This window comes from Desulfothermus naphthae (assembly GCF_054657475.1).
On sequence record NZ_BAAHYQ010000002.1, the window covers coordinates 97,775 to 115,562 of the forward strand.

19 protein-coding genes are annotated in these 17,788 nt (G+C 33.2%); 13 read left to right on the forward strand and 6 right to left on the reverse strand.

The features are described 5' to 3' along the window. The first annotated feature begins 179 nt into the window (after positions 1–179). From ACYQ1E_RS09920 to ACYQ1E_RS09955, 8 genes are all read left to right on the forward strand, one after another. Positions 180–1,466, forward strand: coding sequence for a transposase (locus ACYQ1E_RS09920; protein WP_459878771.1), 1,287 nt, complete (start codon positions 180–182; stop codon positions 1,464–1,466). Between the two features lie 269 nt (positions 1,467–1,735). Then, positions 1,736–1,993: a helix-turn-helix domain-containing protein gene (locus ACYQ1E_RS09925; protein ID WP_459878774.1), complete on the forward strand. Its 258-nt coding sequence runs from the start codon at positions 1,736–1,738 to the stop codon at positions 1,991–1,993. Between the two features lie 469 nt (positions 1,994–2,462). After that, positions 2,463–2,741 carry a zinc ribbon domain-containing protein gene (locus tag ACYQ1E_RS09930; protein WP_459878777.1) on the forward strand — a complete coding sequence of 93 codons (279 nt, stop codon included), beginning with the start codon at positions 2,463–2,465 and terminating at the stop codon, positions 2,739–2,741. Between the two features lie 61 nt (positions 2,742–2,802). Then, positions 2,803–3,045 carry a type II toxin-antitoxin system HicA family toxin gene (locus ACYQ1E_RS09935; protein ID WP_459878780.1) on the forward strand — a complete coding sequence of 81 codons (243 nt, stop codon included), beginning with the start codon at positions 2,803–2,805 and terminating at the stop codon, positions 3,043–3,045. A 73-nt stretch (positions 3,046–3,118) separates the two neighbouring features. Beyond that, the gene (locus ACYQ1E_RS09940; RefSeq protein ID WP_459878783.1) at positions 3,119–3,295 is read left to right on the forward strand and encodes a helix-turn-helix domain-containing protein; all 177 of its coding nucleotides are present in this window, start codon (positions 3,119–3,121) and stop codon (positions 3,293–3,295) included. A 127-nt stretch (positions 3,296–3,422) separates the two neighbouring features. Further along, positions 3,423–4,745, forward strand: a complete 1,323-nt coding sequence (locus ACYQ1E_RS09945) for a CoA activase (protein WP_459878786.1) — start codon at positions 3,423–3,425, stop codon at positions 4,743–4,745. Positions 4,746–4,765: 20 nt separating this feature from the next. Further along, entirely contained in the window at positions 4,766–5,209 is a 444-nt protein-coding gene (locus ACYQ1E_RS09950) for a DMT family transporter (RefSeq protein WP_459878789.1), read from the forward strand. 276 nt (positions 5,210–5,485) lie between these two features. Then, positions 5,486–6,304, forward strand: coding sequence for a cytidylate kinase-like family protein (locus ACYQ1E_RS09955; RefSeq protein ID WP_459878792.1), 819 nt, complete (start codon positions 5,486–5,488; stop codon positions 6,302–6,304). A gap of 190 nt (positions 6,305–6,494) precedes the next feature. Here ACYQ1E_RS09955 and ACYQ1E_RS09960 read toward each other — a convergent pair whose 3' ends face one another. The 6 genes from ACYQ1E_RS09960 to surE form a co-directional block, all read right to left on the reverse strand. Further along, positions 6,495–7,790 (reverse strand): IS5 family transposase, encoded by a 1,296-nt coding sequence (locus ACYQ1E_RS09960; RefSeq protein ID WP_459876375.1) that lies wholly within the window; start codon positions 7,788–7,790, stop codon positions 6,495–6,497. 126 nt (positions 7,791–7,916) lie between these two features. After that, positions 7,917–9,782, reverse strand: a complete 1,866-nt coding sequence (gene htpG / locus ACYQ1E_RS09965) for a molecular chaperone HtpG (protein WP_459878795.1) — start codon at positions 9,780–9,782, stop codon at positions 7,917–7,919. 204 nt (positions 9,783–9,986) lie between these two features. Beyond that, complete coding sequence (locus ACYQ1E_RS09970) at positions 9,987–11,342, reverse strand: FAD-dependent oxidoreductase (RefSeq protein ID WP_459878798.1); 1,356 nt, start codon at positions 11,340–11,342, stop codon at positions 9,987–9,989. A 192-nt stretch (positions 11,343–11,534) separates the two neighbouring features. After that, positions 11,535–11,636 (reverse strand): MetS family NSS transporter small subunit, encoded by a 102-nt coding sequence (locus ACYQ1E_RS09975; RefSeq protein WP_459878801.1) that lies wholly within the window; start codon positions 11,634–11,636, stop codon positions 11,535–11,537. An 11-nt stretch (positions 11,637–11,647) separates the two neighbouring features. After that, positions 11,648–13,123 (reverse strand): sodium-dependent transporter, encoded by a 1,476-nt coding sequence (locus ACYQ1E_RS09980; protein ID WP_459878804.1) that lies wholly within the window; start codon positions 13,121–13,123, stop codon positions 11,648–11,650. A gap of 114 nt (positions 13,124–13,237) precedes the next feature. Then, positions 13,238–14,002 carry a 5'/3'-nucleotidase SurE gene (gene surE, locus ACYQ1E_RS09985; protein ID WP_459878806.1) on the reverse strand — a complete coding sequence of 255 codons (765 nt, stop codon included), beginning with the start codon at positions 14,000–14,002 and terminating at the stop codon, positions 13,238–13,240. A gap of 107 nt (positions 14,003–14,109) precedes the next feature. On the opposite strand from surE, the gene ACYQ1E_RS09990 reads away from it, so the two are divergent. The 5 genes from ACYQ1E_RS09990 (at position 14,110) to ACYQ1E_RS10010 (ending at position 17,783) form a co-directional block, all read left to right on the forward strand. Further along, entirely contained in the window at positions 14,110–15,141 is a 1,032-nt protein-coding gene (locus ACYQ1E_RS09990) for a CRISPR-associated endonuclease Cas3'' (RefSeq protein WP_459878809.1), read from the forward strand. Next, on the forward strand, positions 15,117–15,755 hold the full coding sequence (tmk, locus tag ACYQ1E_RS09995) for a dTMP kinase (RefSeq protein WP_459878812.1): 639 nt from the start codon (positions 15,117–15,119) through the stop codon (positions 15,753–15,755). Before ACYQ1E_RS09990 ends, tmk begins: the two co-directional genes overlap by 25 nt. A 9-nt stretch (positions 15,756–15,764) precedes the next feature. Next, the gene (locus tag ACYQ1E_RS10000; RefSeq protein WP_459878815.1) at positions 15,765–16,514 is read left to right on the forward strand and encodes an RNA methyltransferase; all 750 of its coding nucleotides are present in this window, start codon (positions 15,765–15,767) and stop codon (positions 16,512–16,514) included. A gap of 78 nt (positions 16,515–16,592) precedes the next feature. Continuing rightward, positions 16,593–17,066, forward strand: coding sequence for a chemotaxis protein CheW (locus ACYQ1E_RS10005; RefSeq protein ID WP_459878818.1), 474 nt, complete (start codon positions 16,593–16,595; stop codon positions 17,064–17,066). Then, positions 17,067–17,783, forward strand: coding sequence for an HAD family hydrolase (locus ACYQ1E_RS10010; RefSeq protein WP_459878821.1), 717 nt, complete (start codon positions 17,067–17,069; stop codon positions 17,781–17,783). Positions 17,784–17,788 lie beyond the last annotated feature (5 nt).

The following is a 17,788-nucleotide window of genomic DNA, read 5'->3' on the forward strand; positions in this document are numbered from 1 at the left end:
TGTGGAGTTAGTATTTAAGGGGTAATACAAGAAAAATGATATTTATTTTTCGCAAAGTATGGGGAAAAGGAGGATATTGAAGGTTTGGGGAAAAATTGTATTAATGTTTAAATAATTCCTTGTAATTATTATACAAAGAAGTTATAGTAGAAAAAAAATTAAGAGAGAGGAATTATTTTATGCATATAAAAAAACATTTAAGTTTTACAGCATTAAGGGAAAAATTGTCTAGTCGGGTGTTAGAGATAGAAGATAAGCGTGATCAAAGTAAGGTGAAACATAGTCTCCATGATTGTTTTATGAGTGGTTTTGCCATGATGTTTTTTCAGGATCCTTCTTTATTATCTTTTCAACGCAGGATGAAAGAGAAGCAAAATAGGAGTAATTTAGAAACAGTTTTTAAAGTAAAATCAATTCCTAAGGATAGCCAGATTAGGGAAGTTTTAGATAATAGTGATATTGATAAGTTAGAGGAAGTATTTTTAGATTATTTTAAGGCATTGCAACGAGGTAAACATTTGGAGAATTATCGATTTTGGGGAGGGAAGTATTTGATTACATTAGATGGGTCAGAGTATTTTAGTTCAGAAAAGATATGCTGTCCTGGGTGTCTTGTAAAGAGATCTAAGAGAGGTAAAGTTCGTTATTACCATCAGATTTTACAAGCAGCTTTAGTGCATCCAGACCATAGACAGGTAATTGTTTTAGCACCTGAACAAGTAAGGAATACAGATGGAACAGAGAAGCAGGATTGTGAAATAAATGCAGGGAAAAGGATATTAAATAAGATTAGACGAGCTCATCCGAAATTAGGGATTATAATAGTGGGAGATAGTCTTTATTCAAAACAGCCATTTATTCAAGAACTAAAAGATAAAAATATGAGTTATATTCTAGTAGCCAAGCCTAAGGATCATAAGTTGATGATGGAGTGGGTATCAGAACAAAAGAGAATGGGGAATGTATCGAGAATGGAATACAAGGATAAGAAAGGCCGTAAACATGTATATGAATGGATAAATGAAGTACCATTAAATGGATATGATGATACAATTTGGGTAAATTATTTTGAATATAAGATTATAGGAGAAGAGAAAGTTAATTATCAGAATAGTTGGATAACAGATATACCGCTTAGTAGAAATAATATAGAACATTTAGTAAGAGGTGGCCGATCGAGATGGAAGATAGAGAATGAGACGTTTAATACATTAAAGAATCAAGGTTATCACTTAGAACATAATTTTGGTCATGGTAAGAAGAATTTATCAATAATTTTTTTTCTTTTAAATTTATTAGCATTTTTTGTACATCAGATATTAGAATTAACGGACCTATTATATCAGAAATGTCGAGCGAAATTTAGTTCTCGGAAAGAATACTGGAATCATTTGCGAGTGACATTTCGGATTTTGTTATTTGAGAGTTGGGAGGAATATCTGAAGTTTTTTTACTCTCCTCCATAGTAAAAAGTGTTTTGAGAGAATATTTTTTGAATTTATGGAAATAAGTTTGAGGGAGTAGTGCGTCCAAAAAGAGATTATAAGAGGATATTTTACCAAAGAGAAATGGTATTTTATATCAAATTTTCTTAAATTTTTAATAGAGGGTAGTTTTTTGAATCTGAAAGAAGGAGATAAAACATCTAAAATGATCTAATTTGTCCCTCATCGAGAATTGCTGCCCTGTTCTAATTTCACTTGATTTTTACATATGCTAAATATATAATTTAAACATGATTATATGTCAAGCCTATAAAGTCAGATTAAAGACTAATTCAAATATAGAACAAAAGCTAGTTAAGTTTGCAGGATGTTTTAGGTTCTTATGGAATAAAGCATTAGTGTTAATAAAATATAGACTTGCCCACGATAGACTTATCTTATGGTATAATGATCTAGCTCACCTCCTTAAACAATGGAAAAAGAGTGAAGAATACGGTTTTCTAAGCAAAGCTCATTCTCAAATTCTTCAACAAACACTTAAAGATTAAGAAAAAGCAATAAAAAGTGCTTTTATTCCTAACAATGGAATTAATTTCCCAAAATTTAAAAAGAAATATCTAAATGATACATTTAGGTATCCTCAAGGTGTAAAAATAGAACGAAATAGAATATATCTGCCTAAAAGAGGGTGGATATGTTTTTACAAATCAAGAGAAATAAAAGGAAAAATAAAACAGGTAACAGTTAAAAGAGAATTTAAATTTTGGTTTGTAAGCGTAGTTGTAGAAAAAGAGATATTTCATACTAAAAGAACAGATACTCCAGTAGGCATAGACCCTGGAATTAAAAATATTTGTATCTTTTCCTCTGGTGAGTATATAGAACCTTAAACTCACCACCACTATTGCCAAGAACCACGGAATAGTGGTGATAGAGGATTTGAGGATAAAAAACATGACAAAGTCATCCAGAGGGACAATAGATAATTGATGGCATAAGGTTAGACAAAAAGCAGGATTGAATAGAAGTATTTTAAGACAATCATGGGGAATATTAAAAAGGCTTTTGGAATGCAAATTGGAATTTTCAGGTGGAGAGTTGATGTTAATAGATCCCAAATACACAAGTCTAGAATGTCCATTATGTGGTGATGTAGATAAAAATAACAGAAAGAGCCAATCTTTGTTTGTATGTCAAAGTTGTGGCTATAAAAATAATGCTGACCATGTAGCCGCAATAAATATTCTTTTAAGAGGCTATCTACCGCAGGGCATGCGGAAAGTTATGCCTGCGTAGTATGCCAGGGTGCATACGATGAAGCAGGAACCAGCGGGAACCTGTAAGGAAGTATCGCTCCTTGTATATAACAATGGCTCCCCTTCCTTCAGGAAGGGGAGGATGTCAACGAAGGAATTTTGACAAATGCCCTGTTAGACTTAAAAAGAGAAAAATAATGGGAAAATATCAAAAGCTGATATTTACAATATTAACTGCTCAAGCTGATAATAAAATAAAATTTATTGACTTGTGTAATTTGCTGAAAAGATTAGGATTTGAAGAAAGAGTAAGAGGAAGTCATCATATTTTTAGAAAAGATTGAAAAGCGAAAAGTTAGAGATTCTGAATTTGCAAAAAATTATGAGTTAGGTTATCACCAATTCAAGATTGGAGCAATGCTAAAATTGGCTCGAGAAGAGGCTGGTTTAACTCAAGAGGAACTTACTAGAAGACTTAATACTAAGAAGTCTGCAATTTCAAGGATTGAAAATCATGCTGAAGATATCAAGCTTTCTACACTTGAAAAAATTGTTAGGGCTTTAGGGAAAACCTTACGTGTTGAAGTGGTATAGCTATTGAAATTACTGACAAAAAACAGAGAACAAACCACTCAAGTTGACCGCCAAGTTGCTGCGCCCTTTAGGTGTCTGGTTGGTGGGAGTTTAGCTTTGACGATTAAATATATAAAGGGTGTTAAAAATGAAAGAGAACGTATTACAGGAAATTAAACAATTTGACATCAGAGGGAAAAAGCTCCTTATTCCCAAAATGCACCCTTTTGGCGCACCTCTGCTCGCTGCCTGCCTTTCTGCATTTTCAGTAGATGCCATTGTGATGGATACATATGTAGGGCTTTCCCATGGAAAAAAATATACATCATCAAAGGAATGTTTCCCATGTCAGGTGACATTGGGAGATGTAATCTATTTCCTTAATAAAGAGAAAAATAGGCTCAGAAATAAATTTAATCCAAAAGAGTATGTTTATTTCATGCCTGAGTCTGATGGTCCATGTCGTTTTGGAATGTACAACAAACTACACAGGATTATTTTAGATTCAATATCTGAATATAAAGGTATTTATATCTCTTATCTGTCAACAGAAAATTCCTATGATACTAAACAGATACTGCCTCCTGAAGAGGCATCAAGATTTAGAAAATTGGCTTATGTGGCAACAATTATAGCTGATGCCCTGGACAGGATATGTTTTAGGGTAAGGCCATATGAAAAGGTAAAAGGCTCAACAGATAAGTTGATTCAAAAAGGACTTTGGGAGCTTATAAAATTAATAGAACAAAAGGGAAAATCCTTGCCCTTTTCAGAACTCTTTGATCTAATTTCTTTAATTGCCAAACAGGCGTCCCAATTAATTGATAAAAGAATTCCAAGAAAACCTCAAATAGGTATAGTAGGTGAGATATATTTGAGATCCCATCCAGAATCAAATCAAAATATCATAAAAAAGATTGAATCTTATGGCGGTGAAGTAACAAATGCTACATTAGGAGAATGGATTAACTTTGTCACTTACGAGGAAATAAGAAAATTGAAAAGAAAAATAAAAAAAGACATTAGAGAAAGAAAAATAAAATCTGTTTTATTTAACTACAAACAGCTATTTAGCGCAGGACTAAAAGAATCTTACCAAAAAATGAGACAAAAACAGGTATATAAGGCAGTGTTAAAACATTTAGATATACAGGTGGATCACGAAATATCACTTTTAGAAAAAAAATTGGATAATAAATCCATTTATTCTTTTGAAGTTGGCACAGAGGCATGTCTTAGCATATCAGGGGCATTGTCATATATAGAAGAAAATTTCCATGGCATTGTAAATGTTTATCCATTTAGTTGCATGCCATCTACAATTACTTCAGCTATCTTAAAACCCATTTTAAAGAAAAAACTTATACCCTATATTGATACCCCTTTTGATGGCACTATTCAGCCAAATAGGGAAATTGCCCTTAAGACATTTATGTATCAAGCAAGTCTGAGAAAACAAAAATTTAATTAAATAATAACCATGGAGGCAATATGAAGCTCTTTGTAATGTTACTTGTCTTAATTTCAGGAATATTTGCAACTACACAAGCAGGCGTGAATGCAATACTTAGCAGTTACTTGAAAAGCAACTTAACAGCTGCACTTATATCTTTTTTTGTAGGATCAATTGGTCTTTTTATTTTTATATTTGCCTTTAGACTCTATCCAACGGAAGAAATCGCCTTTAGCAATATACCGTGGTGGGCATATCTTGGCGGGCTTTTAGGAGCCTTTTTAGTAACTGTGACCATCTTTGCTGTGCCAAGACTTGGGGCAACAACTATGTTTGCCCTATTTATAGCTGGTCAGATGCTTGCATCTATTATTTACGACCATTTTGGAATATTAGGCTACCCCAAACACCCTGTGAGCTTGATTAGAGTAGTTGGCGTAGTCATGATTTTTATTGGAGTTGCATTGGTGAAATATTTTTAATTCTTTTCTATTTTGGCTGGTAATAGGTAACAAATTTTTTTAAGAAATTTCAAAAAATTAAAAAAGAGGTCTTGACAAACAAAGGTTAATTTTTTTATACCTATATAAAATTAGGAGAAGATATTTTTTTCGGTTTAACCCAAAAGTGAAAGAAGTGGACACTTGTTCTAAAAAAGGTAGTAGTTGTAGAAGATTAATACTGTAAACAATACCTTAAATTTTTTATTTTGTCTTTGTGAGTGGAGATTTATTTAATTAAAGAGGAGGTGAAAATTTATGCCAATTGTTACCATATCAAGAGGAAGTTATTCAAAAGGTAAAGAGATTGCAGAAAAATTGGCCAAGAGGTTAGGGTATGAATGTATTTCTAGGGATGTTATTATTGAGGCCTCAAAAGAATTTAATATACCAGAAATAAAATTAATAAAAGCACTTCATGATCCTCCCTCTATTTTGGAGAGATTTACCTATGGAAAAGAAAGATATATTGCTTATATTAGATATGCCCTCTTGAATCATGTAAAAAAGGATAATGTTGTGTATCATGGGGTGGCTGGGCATTTTTTCTTACAGGGAATTCCTCATGTGGTAAAAGTAAGAATAATAGCTAACCTAGAAGAACGGGTCAAAATTGAGATGGAGAGGGAAAATATTTCAGCGGATAAGGCAAAAAAATTAATTAAAAAATACGATGAGGCACGCAAAAAATGGGCTAAAGCACTTTATGGAATAGATACAAATGATCCTAAATTATATGACGTAATTTTTCACATTGACACATTAAAAGTAGAAGATATAGTGGAATTATTAGAACAAACAGTTAAAAGACCGTGCTTCCAATCAACAGAATTGTCTCAAAAAATTTTTGAAAATAAGTACATAGAGGCGAAAATAGTTGCTACTCTCGTTGATTTATATCCTCATATAACAGCTTATTATGAAGATGACAAAGCTCACATTGTGATAAAAGATCTCCCTCATAAAAAACAACAGATCGAGAAAAAAATTGAAGAAATCTTTAGAAAAGATGTCCTCCTCAAGAATATTGATTTTGAATTAGTTGTAAATTCCGTTGACTCATCTATTCCTGATTAATCATAAAAAAATATATGAAAAAGGGTCAGAAAATACTGACCCTTTACCTTTTTGTCTCTTCTTTTTTGTGTTTTTGTCATTTTTTTAAACACTATTTAGTCGATGCTTAAAAAAAGCCTTTTATTAAATTTTATTCTAAAATTTTTTCCATACTCACTTTAGATTAAGCTCAAGATTCATTCATCGGCTCTTAATTTTGATATTTTTTTGTAAAAAAAGGACGAAAAATAAAAAGAAACAAAAAAAAGGCAAGCTGATCCATCAGCTTTTTGAAGTTATAAGCTGCTGCTGCCAACAGTAAATTGATTGTATCTCCTATTGTCCCTTTTAGAAAGTTTCTGGCTAAACGAAAATCTGATTTTAGATGGCCTATTACTGGTTCTATCGCCGCCCTTCGTCTAAATCTCTTACGCATCTTGGATTTTTGATAGGGTGTTGCTTTCTTTTTAGGACTCTTTGGGATAATAATTTTTGTTGAGCCTATTTTGCTTTTACCTTTAAATCCCCTATCACAAATGGCCACCTCTGGTCTTTTTCCTACTATCTCCTCTGTTTGACACAATACTTTTGGCAATGTATGACCATCATATTGATTTCTTTCAAAATTTACTGCAGCAACTATTACTCCACTATTTTTTGTCATTGCTATAGCTGCCTTTGAACCGAATTCATATTTCTTATGTTCTTTACCTTTGCTTATGCAATAGACTCCTGGTTCATGAAGACTATAAATTTTATTTTTATCTTTTTTCTTTTGAGAATGCACTTTTTCAAATAGTTCTATTTGTTTTACATACTTGGGATAAACATCTTCTGGCAATTTACGTTTTATTTCTCTAATCAATATCCCAGCTATAGTCTTAATCCTTTTTCTGGCTTTTTTAACTTTTTTCTTATCCTTTGACCTCTTGTTAAATCTTATTTTTTTTAACAACTCAGGTAACTCTCTTCTAAAACTTCTACGTAAAACTATTCCTTCTTCTTTAGCTATTTTTCTACATTTGGAAATAATTTTACACATTAACTTTGTATCTGTTGGAAATGTAATATTTTTCTCTTGAACTGTAGTATCTACAACTATCTCTTTTTCTTGAATTTTGTCTTTATGTAATTGAGCAGATATTTCAAATATTTTCTTTACACCATCTTCTCCTATGCGTTTTCGGAAATGTGTAAGCTCTGATGGAGCACATGGAGGAGACCATCTAAATCTACTTTCTCCACAAAAAGCTTGAAAATATGGATTCTGTGTCCACATCTGCACTACTTTTGCATCACTTAAATTATACAAGTGTTTTAACATTAAAAGTCCAACCATCAATCTAGTAGATTTGGCAGGACGACCCCGCTTACTATATTTACTCGCAAATGCTTTATCAAATTCTTTCCATGGAATTTTTTTAGATAAAATTATCAAAGGATCATCAGGATTAATAAAATCTAATAAATCTCCACATATCAAATGTGGTATTCTACGCTTTGGCATACATGTCTGCATATAATTTCCCTTCCATTTTTTTATTCTTTTCTACCACCTTTTTACCTGTTTTAAACATTTTCTGGTCGTTTATATTACATTATAACAAACATTTTGTAAAGTATTTTCAGTAAATTATATATTTTTTAAGCATCGACTATTTACTGTATTCTCTAAAATCTTATATGAGCGTCTGGCAAGTTCATTTACATCTGGGATGTACCCATTTTGTAAAAGAGCAATGTCATATAAATGACGTATTATATCATCTATTAAATTATCCTTTTGTTGTTTTAACATCTTGGAGAGTTTTTTTATTAACTCATTCTCTGGATTTATTTCTAATATCTGTTTTGGTATAGAGGTATCTTGACTTAAAATTTGAACAATCTTTTGCATCTGGGAACTCACGATTCCCTCTGGACTTACTAGACATGCTGGAGTATGGATAAGCCTGTTGGTAACCCTTACGTCCAATACTTTATCTTTTAACACATCTTTAATCCTATTTATAAGGTCCTGGATTGATGTCAAATCTTGTTCACTGGTTTCCTTTTTATCCTTTCTGATTTTGCTTATATCAGCATGTTCAATGGCCTGAAATCTTTTTCCCTTATAGTCATAAAGGGCTGGAAAAATGAATTCATCTACTGGCTCGTAAAGATATAAAACCTCAATTCCAGCCTCTTTGAACGGTTCAAGATATGGACTGTTTTCAATGGATTTCCTGTCACTTCCAGAAAAATAATAAATTTCATCCTGACCTTCTTTCATGTTTTCTATATATTCATCTAAAGAAATTACTTCATTTTCGTCCTTTGCCCTAGATGAGTTAAATCTAATTAATTTTGCAAATTGTTCTCTATTGAAATAATCTGTATATCCCAGTTTAAATATTTTTCCATGTTCTCTCCAAAAAGCATTGTATTTTTCTTTGTCTTTTTCTGCTATCTCTTCTAACTTCTTTAAAACCTGTTTGGTGATTGTTGATTTTATCTTTTGGATCACCCTGCTTTCTTGAATTGTTTCTCTAGAAAGATTCAATGGCAAATCTGAACTATCTACTACTCCTTGTAAGAATCCAAGGTAGTTTGGTATTAATTTTTTATTTTTTTTCTGGATAAGGACCCTGTTGACGTATAAATCCAGTCCATAATTTTCTGCATAGGTATCAAACATCATGGTTGATTTTTTGGGAATAAATAAGATTGAACTAAATTGTACTGGTGCATCCACGGATATGTGAAAATATTCCAGAGGTTCCTCTGGGTCATGGGTGAGAAATTTGTAAAATTCATGGTATTGTTCTTTTTTTATTTTAAATTTTGGTTCTTTCCACAAGGCTGGAATAGTATTTACCTTTTCTTCGTCCACATAGATTGGAAAATTTATAAAATTTGAATGGGTTTTAATTATTGATTTTATTTTTTCTTTATCAGTAAAATAACTACAATTTTCTTTTAAAAGAACTTTAACCTCTGTTCCCCTTGATACGTCTTCATTCAATTCTTCAACTTCAAAACCGCCCATACCATCAGATTTCCATATCACTGGTTTTGCCTTTGGATCAAATGATCTTGATTTGACCTCAACTTCTTTGGCAACCATAAAAACAGAGTAAAATCCTACTCCAAATTTACCAATTATGTCTTCGATTTGATTTTTCTCTGAGGAAGCCTGTTTTAGAAATTCTTCAGTGCCGGATTTGGCTATAGTGCCTAAATTTGAAATAATTTCATCCTTAGTCATTCCAATACCTGTATCCTTGACAACGAGCATATTCTCTTTTTCGTCAAGTGTTATCTTTATCTCAAGGGGGAGGTCTTTTTGATACACATCATCTCCTTGTGTAAGTCTAAACCGCACCTTATCCAGTGCGTCAGATGCATTAGAGATAAGTTCACGTAAAAATATATCTTTATTTGTATAGATAGAGTTTATTATTATATCTAAAAGTTTTTTTGTTTCAGCCTGAAACTCAAAAACTTCTCCTTTTAACATGAAAAACCTCCCTATTTTATATTTTTGGTATAAGTATGAAAACCACAATAATATTTTAATATGAAAATAAAATAAAATAATTAGTTGTCAAGAATCACGATTCAAAGAAATGAATTGTTGGCAGGATTGTTTAAATAAAGAGATATTAATAATCTAAGCTGCACAGGACATTTTATTGCCCTATGCAGCTTATAAAATTAAAGATTATAAATTTTTAAACTTAAAAAAAGCATCTCCTGCAGCCCTGAGCACATGATAGGCAATAGGCGATCCTGTTAGGAGGGGATGGGTTGCAACTTGCATAAAATAAATATCCTCCACTGTAAGACCTGCCTGAATTGCTGTTGAAATAATATTTACCATCTCAGCAGCTGTATCTCCTCCAAGCACATGCCCTCCAATAATCTTTTTGTCTTTTTTATTAAAAAGCAATATTGCCTTCATATCCATAAATGTATTCGGGAGTGTAGCCGGATGTTTATCAGGTGCGACAAATTCCCCTTTGACATATTCAATATTCTCTGTCTCACATGTGCGTTGAGTTAATCCTGCAGCAGCTATAGAAACATCTCCAATTTTTGTAGCAAAGGCACCTAATGCCCCCCTATTTTTTATGTTTTCGCCAAGCATGTTATTAGCTGCAATAACTCCTTCATAAGCTGCAACAGAGGCCAATCTGATCCCACATGGCTTTTTAGTTACAAAGGAAAACTTTGAAGCACAGTCGCCTGCAGCATATATATCTTCAACTTTTGTTTTCATATACTCATCTACTTCAATACCCCCTCTTTTATCACAGGGAATACCTGCTTTTTCAGCAAGAGAGATGTTTGGAGCAGCCCCAACACCCATGATCACAACATCTGCTGCAATGGATTCTCCACTTGCTAAAATGACCTTCTCAACCTTTCCATTTCCTTCTATTTTTGTAACCTGTGAATTGGTCTTAATGTTGATATTTAATTTTTTTAATTCCTCTTCAGCCCTTATACAAAATTCTTCTTCAAGTGCCACCAATAAACAATGGGGTAACATCTCAACTATAGTAATGTTGGCATTATCTCCTTTTAATTTTGCTATTTGCTCAGCCATTTCTACACCAATAAATCCACCACCTATTACTACTATATCTTTCGCGTCTTTGACTCTTTGGTTAATCAGTTCCAGGTGTTCAGGTTCTTTTTTGATTGCAAATACATTTTCTAAATCACTCCCTTCAATTGGCGGGATAATAGGGATTGAACCTGTTGTTAATAAGAGTTTATCATATTTTAACTTTTCCTTTCCATTAAAAGTGAGCTCATGATTTTTAGTATCTATTGCAGTTACTTCGGCAATCCTAATATCAGGTCCCATTGATGTAAAAGGGTCATCAGGAATTAGGTCCTTAGCTACCTCTTTCAATGTCCCATAAATATAGGGTATTCCACAAGGAACTGGTGTCCTGGAGACCTTTCTAAATAGTACCACCTTTGTTTCTGGGGACTTCATTTTTAAAGTTAGTGCAGCTGCCAAACCTGCAGCAGATGCTCCTATAATTGCTATGTTTGTGTTTTCCATATCCATCCTCCTGTTTAAGTTTTTTTCTTAAAATTGTACAACACAAAAAATATACCAATTAAGTTAAGCCTTGTTTTGAGATAAATACATATGAAAAGAAATTTTTATTAAACTTAACATTAATCGTTAAGTTAACAAAAGGATAAAGTTTTAACAAATCCGATGCACCATAAGGGACATAAGGTCTATTTTTTAACCATTTCTTTTCTTTAATGCAATACTAATACAAATAGCAGCACCGCCCCAGGTTACTGCAAGTCCAAAGATCATCATTAAAATTGCTCCAATACTCATTTTATGATTCCTTATTTTTTATTATTAAAACTACTGCCCATTTGCATCACAAAACTCAAGATTACAATTCCAACAACTATGGCCCAGCCAAAAATTATTATACTACTGATTGGATACTCTTCATAAGGTTTTTTGATATCTCCGATTAAATTTCCAATTGCCATATAACTTAATACCATGGGGGTCAAAATCTTGAGACAAAAATTCCACCACCTGCCTATAGAAAAATCAGATAGAGAATTTGCATGCTCCCGCAAAGAATCCAACTTAAAAAACCAGGATAAAACAAGGACTTCAACCAAACCGGCAAAAACAATTCCAAAATTATTTATAAAATGATCCACTATATCAACTAAAAGTAATCCTCCTTGGGTTGTGAAAACAAGACTTAAGAGAAAACCAACTACACAAAATAGGGATGTGGTTGGTCTGCGCTCCCATTTAAATTTGTCCATAAGTCCTGATATACATGTTTCTGTAATTGAGACCATTGATGAGAGACCTGCAAAAACCAATGCCAGAAAAAATAAAACTCCAAAGAATTCTGCCCCTGGCAACAAGCTTATAGCTTTAGGTATTGTGACAAATGCCAGACCCACTCCGGCCCCGGCAACGTCCTTTACACTCACACCCTGTTTTGTGGCCATGTATCCAAGGACAGAAAAAATCATTATTCCAGCTAAAATGCTAAATCCGCAGTTTATAAATGTAGTTATCATTCCATTGTTATTTATATCAGACCTTTCAGGCAAATAACTTGCGTAAGTTATCATAATTCCGAAACAAATACTCAAAGAAAAAAAGATTTGCCCATATGCTGCTGTCCACACTCTGTAGTTTAATATAGCGCTAAAATCAGGACGAAAGAGCCATTGTAAGCCTTTAGTTGCTCCTTCTAATGTGACTGCACGAAAAAGCATGATAATGAGCAATATAAAGAGTAGGGGCATAAAGATTTTATTCGCAACTTCTATGCCTTTTTTTATTCCACTAAATAATATCAACCAGGTAATCAACCAGAGCACAAGAGTACATATAAAAATAGGCCACACAATGTTACCCCATTGCATTGGAGTGGATGAGAGATGGAGAAATTTGTTAAAAAAGAATCCCTTTGTATCCTCTCCCCACCCTAATTTAAAGGAAAAAAAGACATAATTTAGTGCCCATGCAATAATCACTACATAGTAGATGGAAATGATAAAAGAAATAAAAACCTGCCACCATCCAACCCATTCCCATCTCTCCTTTGCCATGGCAAAGGACTTAGGAGCTGAACCTTTGTATTTATGTCCTAAGGCAAATTCCAGAATAATAATAGGGATTCCTGCAGTTAACATTGCAAAGAAATATGGTATTAAAAATGCTCCTCCTCCATTATTATAAGCCATATAGGGGAATCGCCAGATATTACCAAGACCAATCGCAGAACCAATAGATGCCACTATAAAACCTACTCTACTAGCCCATTGTTCCCTTTGTGCCATATATTTCCACCTTTCAAATTTTGTAGTTTAATTTTTAATTTAGCAAATACTTACCCTGTATGGAAAATTTTAATTTAGCCCATGTCAAACCACATCATACCCTTCACAATCCATTTAATTAATAAATCTATCGTCAACTTCGCTTCTGAGTTTTTCTAAAAGTTTTTTATCTGTAAAATCAAAGTGTAGAGGAGTAAGTGTGATGTATCCTTTAGTTAAATAAGCCCTGTCTGACTGTGGAGATAGATTTTCTTCAGGAATATATCCGCATAACCAGAAATAGGGTTTTCCACGGGGGTCAACTCTTTCTTCATACCAGTCCTTATAAATTGTTTGTGTCTGGGGACATACCTTTATTCCCTTTACCTTTTTTAATGGCAGGTCAGGAAAATTTAGATTTAAAACCCTATTTTTAAATTTTTCCCAATCAATTTTTTCTATTAATCTACACACAAACTTGGCTTGATCTGTGAGATCTCTGGGATCAAAATTGTCTATTGACACAGCAAGTGCACTGACTCCAGCTAAGGCCGCCTCTGTAGCAGCAGCCACTGTACCAGAATACAAAATATCTACTCCAACATTTGCACCATTATTTATCCCTGAAATAAGTAAATCCGGTGGATTTTTTAGGATTTTTCTAAGGGCAATTTTTACACAATCAACTGGTGTACCAGATACTCCTATGCCTTCAAAATTACTGTTTTTTACGTGTTTAATCCTGATTGGATTAGAGAGGGTCACCGCATGTCCCACGGCTGATTGTCCTGTAAGAGGAGCTATTACCTGGACACTGTGGCCTGCCTCAAGTAAACTTTTATAAAGAGTCCTGAGTCCAAGAGCCCAAATACCGTCGTCATTTGTAAGTAAAATTTCCATCTTTACGTTATTTTATATTTTGGTTAGAGGTTATTAAGAGATGTTATGGTAAAAGGTATTTACAACTGTTGGGAGCATAATGAACAACTTTTTATTTGGCAAGGGTTATGGAAGTAAAAAAGAAATTTATCAGTGAACTAAAAATAGGGGACAGAGTTGATGATGTTTTTATTGTAACAAAAGCAAGACAGGGTTCATCTAAAAATGGCCCTTATTGGGACCTTGAATTTCAGGATAAGACAGGCAGGATATCAGCAAAGATGTGGTATCCTCAAAGTAGCCAATACGATACAATTGCAGAAGAATCTTTTGTTCGTGTAACAGGATATGTGGATTCCTTTAGAGATAATCTACAGATAATAGTGCAAGGACTCAAGGTGGTTGTTGAAAATGAAATAGATATTGAAAATTTTATTCCCACAACAAAAATTCCACCTGACAAACTCATGAATGAACTAGAAGAATTGTGTTTTAAAAACTTGAAATATAGGCCATGGAACAAACTCATAGGCATGATTTTAAGAGATAAAGATATTAGACAGAGATTCATAAACGCACCAGCTGCCAAAAGTATCCATCATGCATATAGAGGAGGACTTTTGGAACATACATTAAATGTTTGTAAATTGTGTTTGAATATAGCAGAACTTTATCCTGAAATCGACAAGGAAATTTTACTTGTTGGAGCAGTACTTCATGATATAGGAAAAATTGAAGAATTCGAAGGTAAAATTTCTTTAGATTACACAGATAAAGGTCAATTAATTGGCCATGTTGTTATGTCTGTTTTGTTAATAGAACCTTTTTTAAATAAGATAAAAGGTTTAAGTAAAGATTTAATTATGCATTTAAAACACATTATACTCTCTCACCATGGTGAATATGAATTTGGATCCCCAAAGAGGCCTAAGACCAGAGAAGCATTAATATTGCATTTTGCCGATAATATAGATGCAAAATTAAATATAGTAGGTTCTCTTATTGATGAAATGGAAAATGAACAAAATAATTGGTCAAAGTATCAACGTTCTTTAGAAAGAAAGATATTTAAACCAGTACATACAAATGAATTTATTAAGGCTGTAAAAGAGAAAAAACGGAGGGCTATAGAAGAATGTTCATTGCCTTTGAAGGAATAGAAGGATCAGGTAAAAGCACACAGAGTAAATTATTGGCCAAAAATTTGAAAAGTGCAGGATTTAAAGTTGTATATTCCAGAGAACCTGGAGGTTGTGTACTGGGTAATAACCTGAGGAAGATATTGCTTGATTCAAAGAACAAAGATTTAGATCAAAGGGCTGAATTATTTTTGTATCTTGCAGCAAGGGCACAGCATGTAAGAGAAAAGATTATGCCTGCTATTCAAGATAATAAAATTGTTATTGTTGATAGATTTAATGATTCAACTATTGCTTATCAAGGATATGGAAGGGGATTTGACATAGATTTTGTATATAGACTCTGTAATTTTGCCTGTTATGGACTCTGGCCTGATGTCACAATAGTTTTAGATGTGCCTGTTAAAATGGGTATTAAAAGGGCTAGACTCAGAAACCATCTTTATAAAGATTTGGATGAATCAAGGTTTGAACAAGAAAATCTCAAATTTCATGAACGGGTAAGAGAGGGCTATCTAGCTCTTCAGCAAAGAGATAATAAAAGAATTGTGGTGATAGATGGTACTGGTACAGTGGAAGATGTTAGTTCTTCTATTTTGTCAGTATTGAAAAAAAGATTGGGATTAGAACTTTAAGGAGATCTCATGCAAAACATAGCAGTAGTACTTTGCAGGACCAAATATTCTGAAAACATTGGATCAGTTGCCAGGGCCTGTGTGAACATGGGAGTAGAGGAGTTGGTATTGGTTGATCCCAAGGAATTTGATCTAAATAAGGCCCTTCCTCTGGCAACTCCCAAGGGAAAATATGTCTTAGAAAGGGCATCTATTGTTTCTAACCTCTCGATTGCACTTGAAAATTTTAATAAGGTCTATGGTACAACGGCCAGGACAGGGGGATGGAGGAAAAGGATCTTACTTCCCAAACAGGCCGCTTCAGAGATTGCTAAAGATGTAGCTGAGGGAAGAAAAGTAGCTATTGTTTTTGGGCCAGAGGACACTGGACTTTTAAATGAGGAAATTGAATTGTGTGGTCAACTAATTACAATCCCTACAAATCCAGGAGCATGGTCCCTTAATGTGGCACAGGCAGTATTGATAATTTTGTATGAATGTTTTAATAAAATATCTTATCACAATTGGAGCAAAAGCAACTTAGAAAAAGATTTAACAAAATATGCAACCCACAAGGACTTACAATTATTATTTGAAAATCTCAAAAAAGTTCTTTTTGAAATAAACTTTTTATTGCCCCATAATTCTGATTATTTTATGTTGCCTTTAAAGCGGTTTATCCATAGAATTAATTTAAAGAAAAATGAGTTTAATATGTTAATGGGTATTTGCAGACAGATGCTCTGGTATTTCAGGCAAACACAGAAAAATAAAAATTAGCTTTTCTTGTAATGATGAATTTTTCGACTAAAATAAAATCAATATATTGTTGTAATTTTAAAAAAAGGGGTGAAACATATGCAGGATAATAAACAAAAACGTGAAGAGATGCTTCAATTAGTTTCCTTTAAGCTGGGGGATGAGGAATTTGGTGTAGACATTATGCAGGTTCAGGAAATAATAAGAATGCAAAATATAACCTCTGTCCCAAATGCTCCAGAGTTTGTAGAAGGAGTAATTAACCTTCGTGGAAGGGTAATTCCTATAGTAGACTTGAGAAAAAGGTTTGGTTTAGAGGAAAAATCTCACGACAAGGCCACCAGAATTATAGTTGTAAAAGTCGATGACCTAACAGTTGGGCTTATTGTAGATGAAGTTTCAGAAGTATTACGTATTCCAGTAGATACTGTAGAACCACCACCCCCAATCGTGGCTGGCGTAGAATCTGAATATATTAAAGGGGTTGGAAAACTTGAGGATAGATTACTTATTTTATTGGATCTGTCCAAAACATTGAGTAAAGAAGAAAAAGCATCATTACAGTTGATGTAAATGAAAAAACAAAAATATAAAGCCCTTATTTCATCTGATTGGAACGAATGTCTCTCTCCCTCTCGGCCTTTTGATCCGATCCTCTTTAAATATCCTGAACTTTCAGAGAAGATTCATGATATTTTCAAAAAATACACATCAAATCAAATATCTTATAAAGAGGGTCTAAAAATAATAAAGAGTTGCTTGCCCAGTCCAATCACCTTAGGGGATATGGATAGATATTTGAGGGAAAAGTTTTCTGTTTATCCTGGAGTATTGGAGTTTATAGATTGGTGTAAAGAGAATAATGTACTTTTTATGATCAATACCACTGGTTTTATTGGCTATTTTCAGAGGGCCATGTCCTTGGGGCTATTGCCTCATATTAAGATAATCAGCGGAAGTCCCTTTATAAGATTTAATGACTCTTTAATATCTTCTTATTTTTTGGAGCTATATGATACAAAGGACAAACAAAAGAACACTCAATTGATTATTGAAAAATACAATATTAAAAAAGTTATTTTAATTGGAGATTCCGGGGGTGATGGCCCCCACTTTGTGTGGGGAAAACAAAATGGATATATCTTGATCGGATGTATGGTAAAGCCATCCATTATATCCTTTTGTGATAAACATTCAGTGAAAATAGACGAATTTGTGGGGGATTATAAATCCCCACAAGAAAAAATTGACCTAATCACTACTGTTAAAAAATACATTGAGAAAGAGTAATAAAT